Source organism: Candidatus Zixiibacteriota bacterium (genome assembly GCA_040753495.1).
In the GTDB taxonomy this organism is placed as follows: Bacteria; Zixibacteria; MSB-5A5; order GN15; family PGXB01; genus DYGG01.
Window position 1 is genome coordinate 1 of sequence record JBFMEF010000033.1, and the last position, 4,135, is coordinate 4,135.

The 4,135-nt window shown below is 50.7% G+C and carries 7 protein-coding genes and 1 tRNA gene; all 8 read left to right on the forward strand.

Translation table 11 applies throughout. The features are described 5' to 3' along the window. On the forward strand, nucleotides 1-1,288 hold a 1,288-nt coding region (locus AB1690_01675), incomplete at its 5' end, for a histidine kinase dimerization/phospho-acceptor domain-containing protein (GenBank protein MEW6014009.1). Then, nucleotides 1,266-1,619 (forward strand): response regulator, encoded by a 354-nt coding sequence (locus tag AB1690_01680; GenBank protein ID MEW6014010.1) that lies wholly within the window; start codon nucleotides 1,266-1,268, stop codon nucleotides 1,617-1,619. The genes AB1690_01675 and AB1690_01680, both read left to right, overlap by 23 nt. Then, on the forward strand, nucleotides 1,616-2,002 hold the full coding sequence (locus AB1690_01685) for a hypothetical protein (GenBank protein MEW6014011.1): 387 nt from the start codon (nucleotides 1,616-1,618) through the stop codon (nucleotides 2,000-2,002). Before AB1690_01680 ends, AB1690_01685 begins: the two co-directional genes overlap by 4 nt. A gap of 42 nt (nucleotides 2,003-2,044) precedes the next feature. Then, a complete protein-coding gene (locus AB1690_01690) occupies nucleotides 2,045-2,494 on the forward strand; it encodes a response regulator (protein ID MEW6014012.1) in 450 nt (149 codons plus the stop codon). Next, on the forward strand, nucleotides 2,491-2,907 hold the full coding sequence (locus tag AB1690_01695) for a response regulator (protein ID MEW6014013.1): 417 nt from the start codon (nucleotides 2,491-2,493) through the stop codon (nucleotides 2,905-2,907). Before AB1690_01690 ends, AB1690_01695 begins: the two co-directional genes overlap by 4 nt. A gap of 102 nt (nucleotides 2,908-3,009) precedes the next feature. Further along, nucleotides 3,010-3,097, forward strand: a tRNA-Ser gene (locus tag AB1690_01700). A 67-nt stretch (nucleotides 3,098-3,164) separates the two neighbouring features. Then, entirely contained in the window at nucleotides 3,165-3,935 is a 771-nt protein-coding gene (locus AB1690_01705) for an ADP-ribosylglycohydrolase family protein (protein ID MEW6014014.1), read from the forward strand. Continuing rightward, a partial coding sequence (locus AB1690_01710; GenBank protein ID MEW6014015.1) for a hypothetical protein occupies nucleotides 3,936-4,135 on the forward strand: 200 nt, incomplete at its 3' end. It lies immediately after the preceding gene.

Genomic DNA, 4,135 nt, shown 5'->3' on the forward strand with positions numbered 1-4,135 from the left:
CGGGGTGACCGCCAATCAGGGACTCGGTTTTAACCGCGCCTTTCTCTTCCTGATTGATACCGATGGCGCTTACCTTGAAGGAAAAGTGGCTATCGGTCCCAGCAGCCCCGAGGAAGCGGGGGAAATCTGGTCGCGGCTGTCTCGTCAGCAGAAAAGCCTGAAGGAGATGCTGGAAGACTACAGCGACCGGGAGAATCTCTCCAATTATTCGCTCAGTTCGCTGATTTCGGGTTGGAGAATTCCGCTTGCGTCCGAAACTTTTTTCAGCCGAGCGCTCCAGGAAGGGATGGGCATCAATGTCACCGGGCGCGATGAGCTGCCCGAGCCATCCCGTGAGATTATGCGACGTCTGCATACGGTTAATCTTGCTGTGGCGCCGATAATCAGCAAAGATAAGAAATTGGGAATAATCGCCGCCGATAACCAGATTACCGGCAAGAGAATATCGTCGTCCGACGTCAAGCTCCTTCAGACTTTTGCCAACCATACGGCCGTTGCTATTGAGCGCTCGCGCCTCTATGATAATCTGGTGGAGCATGCGGCCGAACTGGAACTGATTAATCGGCAATTGGCGGAATCGCAGGAGCAGATGATTCGGGTGGAAAAAATGTCGGTAATCGGGGAATTGACTTCCTCCATCGCGCATGAACTGCGCAACCCCCTGACCGTCATTGGCGGCTTTGCCAACCTTATGCTTTCAACCTCGGGCATGGACGGCAATTCTGAATATCTTAATATCATTCTGGCGGAGACCAAACGGGCGGAAACGGTTTTGCATCACGTTCTCGATTTCTCCCGCGCCAGCCGGACAAAGACGCGCCTGATAGATTTCAATCAACTCGTCTCCAGCACCGTGGAGCTTCTCAATTCCAAAATGAGACATCGTCATAACCCTCCGACGATGCGGCTGACTGAAAGGCGCCTGCCGGTCTGGGGGAATCCGGACCAGCTTCAGCACGCCCTGCTGCAGTTTATGCTGATTTCCATGGAAGAGCTGACAGACGGCTGCAATGTCATCATCTCCACCGTGGAACGGGAGCAAAAAGCCTTAATGAAAATTGATTTCAGCGGGGGCGACCAGGCAAAACCGCAGATTATCAAGACCCTCAAGCAGATTTTTGGAAGCAGCACCGGAACGCAGAAACTGTCGATAATTGTCGCGGGCGAGACGCTTCGTTATCATGGCGGCAACTACGGCATCGAAAATGTCCCGAATGAATTTCCCCGAATTTATGTCGAATTACCCCAGTACAAGGGAGGAACTGATGAAGAAACTTCTTGTGGTTGACGACGAAGACCACATTAGAAAATTATACTCCGATGTTTTCACGCGGGAAGGGTATCAGGTGGAGACAGCGGCCACCGGTGAAGAAGCGCTTGCCAAAGCCGCCGCCGCTCATTTTGACCTGGTGGTGCTGGATATTGAGCTGGAAGAGACCAGCGGGCTGGAACTTCTCAAAAGATTCAAGGAGTCGTTCAGCAATCTGCCGGTGATTCTAAATTCAGCTTATTCAACATATAAAGCCGATTTTCACACCTGGGTCGCCGACGGCTATATTCTTAAATCATCCGACATCACTCCCCTTCGAGAAAAAATCAAGGAACTGGTGATGGTATGACCGATACAGAAAAACATAGAAACGATGACTTGCCGGCCGACTGGCATCTGCAGCTTGATGAACTTGCCGGTCAGGTCAAAGTCCTGGCGCTCAATCTTGCCATCTCCCTGGCTAAAGCCAAGAACGACCTCAAGGAGCTGACTGTTCTGGAGCCGGAATTCACCCGTTTGATTAACGGCTCTGTCGAAGTCATCAAAGAAATCACCACCATGCTTAAGGCTTTTCGCAATGAAGAGAAGATGGTCTATACGCCGCCATCACAGAATGAAAAAATGGACCGGATAGAGGTCTCTTTGAATGAAATTCTAAGTTTGAGCCAGACCGTTTTGAAGACAGTGGGGGAGATTAAGAAGAAGCGGGGAATGGTCGATAACTATAGATAGGCTTGAAAGGCTGGATGGGACCGGTACAGGATGACAAAAACAATGAATACTGTAAAAAATCTTGACTTGACTCGGATTGAGACCATGTCTCAGCAGCGGGGAAGGCCTTTTCGGATTCTGGTTGTTGATGATGAGCCGCGGGTGCGGGATGTATTCAAAGAATTTTGTGAAGTAACCCGCTCGGTTGAGGTCGATATCGCGGTTAACGGGCTGGAAGCCCTGGAAAAGGTCAAGGGGGGCGATTACGATCTGGTGACCATGGACCTGATTATGCCGGAAATGGCGGGAGTGGAGGCGGTTTCGCGCATAAAGGAGATGAAGCCGTATCTGCCGATTATCATAGTCACCGGCAACGCCACCGAGAAACTGGTCAAAGAAGCCGGGGTGCGTGGGGCGGCGTCGCTCTTATATAAGCCGGTGATGCTGAAGGATTTCGTCAACGAGATAATCGTCACTCTGGAAAAAAGCCACGACCGGCGGTCGAGAGCATGAAAAATAATGTCACCATATTGATTGTTGACGATGACCCGATGGTGCGGAGCGTACTGGAGCAGTTGCTGCAGCGCAAAGGTTACAATATTAAAGGGGTTGACGGCGCTCGCGAGGCTCTGGAATATATGAAGAGCAATAAAGTTGACCTGGTCGTCTCCGATATTTCAATGCCGGTCATGAGCGGCTATGAGCTATTGCAGGTAATCAAAAAGAGCTTTCCCCAGGTCGGAGTCATTATGATGACCGGATATGGCGATGCCTATTCGGTCAAAGAGGCGCTCAGCCTCGGAGCGGATGAGTACATTACCAAGCCGTTTAAGGGGCAGGAAGTGGCTCTGATTATTGAGCGGGCATACTGGCGATTCTTATCGAGTCAAAAAGCGGTGCCGGTCAATACGAAAACGTCAGTCTGATTTCTTCACTTCTTCCATATATTCTTAGAAAAATCTTGAATTTGGCGGACGATGCCATATATTGGCATTTCGACTGCCGCCGCCGGTAGATTCGCAATATAAGGAGAGGTGGCCGAGAGGCCGAAGGCAGCTGCCTGCTAAGCAGTTGACGCTTAACCGGCGTCCCTGGGTTCGAATCCCAGCCTCTCCGTATTAATTTGATATATCTGGCAGAAGGTGTTAATCTAAGTATTCGAGATTTTGCTGAGGGAATTTTTATGCTGGGTGCTATCGCCGGTGATATAATCGGCGCTCCCTATGAATGGAACCGTATCAAGACCAAAGATTTCCCGCTGTTCTCTCCGAGTAGTTGCTTCACCGATGATACCGTCCTGACCGTAGCGCTGGCTGACTGTATTCTTAATGGGCGCGAATATGGCGAAACCATGCGAGAATATTACCAACGATATCCCCACTGCAGTTACGGAGCCGGTTTCCATCTCTGGGCGAACTCTCCGAATCCCGTGCCTTATAACAGCTGGGGAAATGGAGCGGCAATGAGAATCAGCCCGGTCGGATTCGCTCTCGATGACCTATCTATGGTGCTTAAGGAGGCGGTAAATTTCACCTCAGTCACACATAATCACCCGGACGGGATTCGAGGAGCCCAGGCGGTTGCCTCGGCTATCTATCTTGCCCGAAGAGGGGATTCTAAAGACAGTATCCGGGAATTTATAGTTGATAGGTTTGGATATGATATCTCGCGGACACTGGATGAAATCAGACCTGATTATCAGTTTGATGAATCCTGCCAGGGAACTGTCCCTCAGGCAATCATCTGCTTCCTTGAGTCGACCGACTTTGAGGACGCCATACGAAATGCGGTCTCTCTGGGCGGGGACAGCGATACCCTTGCCTGTATTGCCGGGGGAATTGCCCAGGCCTTTTATGGAGAAGTCCCCGGGGATATAATCGCAGCGGTTGAGGAAAGACTTGACCAGAGTCTCTGGCGAATCTGTCGGGAGTTCTCAGAAAGGTTTGGGTGTTGAATGAATGACCTGAAATCCCTCCATTTTCCCTCCCGCGCTAAATGGCGCCAATGGCTGGAAAAGAACCATCAGTCCTCGCCGGGAATCTGGGTCATATTCTTCAAAAAGCATACCGGTGTCAGAACTGTTTCATATAATGATGCCGTGGAAGAGGCGCTCTGCTTTGGATGGATTGACAGCATCCTCCGCCGCATTGATGA

Coding starts and splice junctions, on each gene's coding strand:
- AB1690_01680 (MEW6014010.1), top strand. CDS start 1,266: ATGAAGAAACTTCTTGTGGTTGACGACGAAGACCACATTAGAAAATTA.
- AB1690_01685 (MEW6014011.1), top strand. CDS start 1,616: ATGACCGATACAGAAAAACATAGAAACGATGACTTGCCGGCCGACTGG.
- AB1690_01690 (MEW6014012.1), top strand. CDS start 2,045: ATGAATACTGTAAAAAATCTTGACTTGACTCGGATTGAGACCATGTCT.
- AB1690_01695 (MEW6014013.1), top strand. CDS start 2,491: ATGAAAAATAATGTCACCATATTGATTGTTGACGATGACCCGATGGTG.
- AB1690_01705 (MEW6014014.1), top strand. CDS start 3,165: ATGCTGGGTGCTATCGCCGGTGATATAATCGGCGCTCCCTATGAATGG.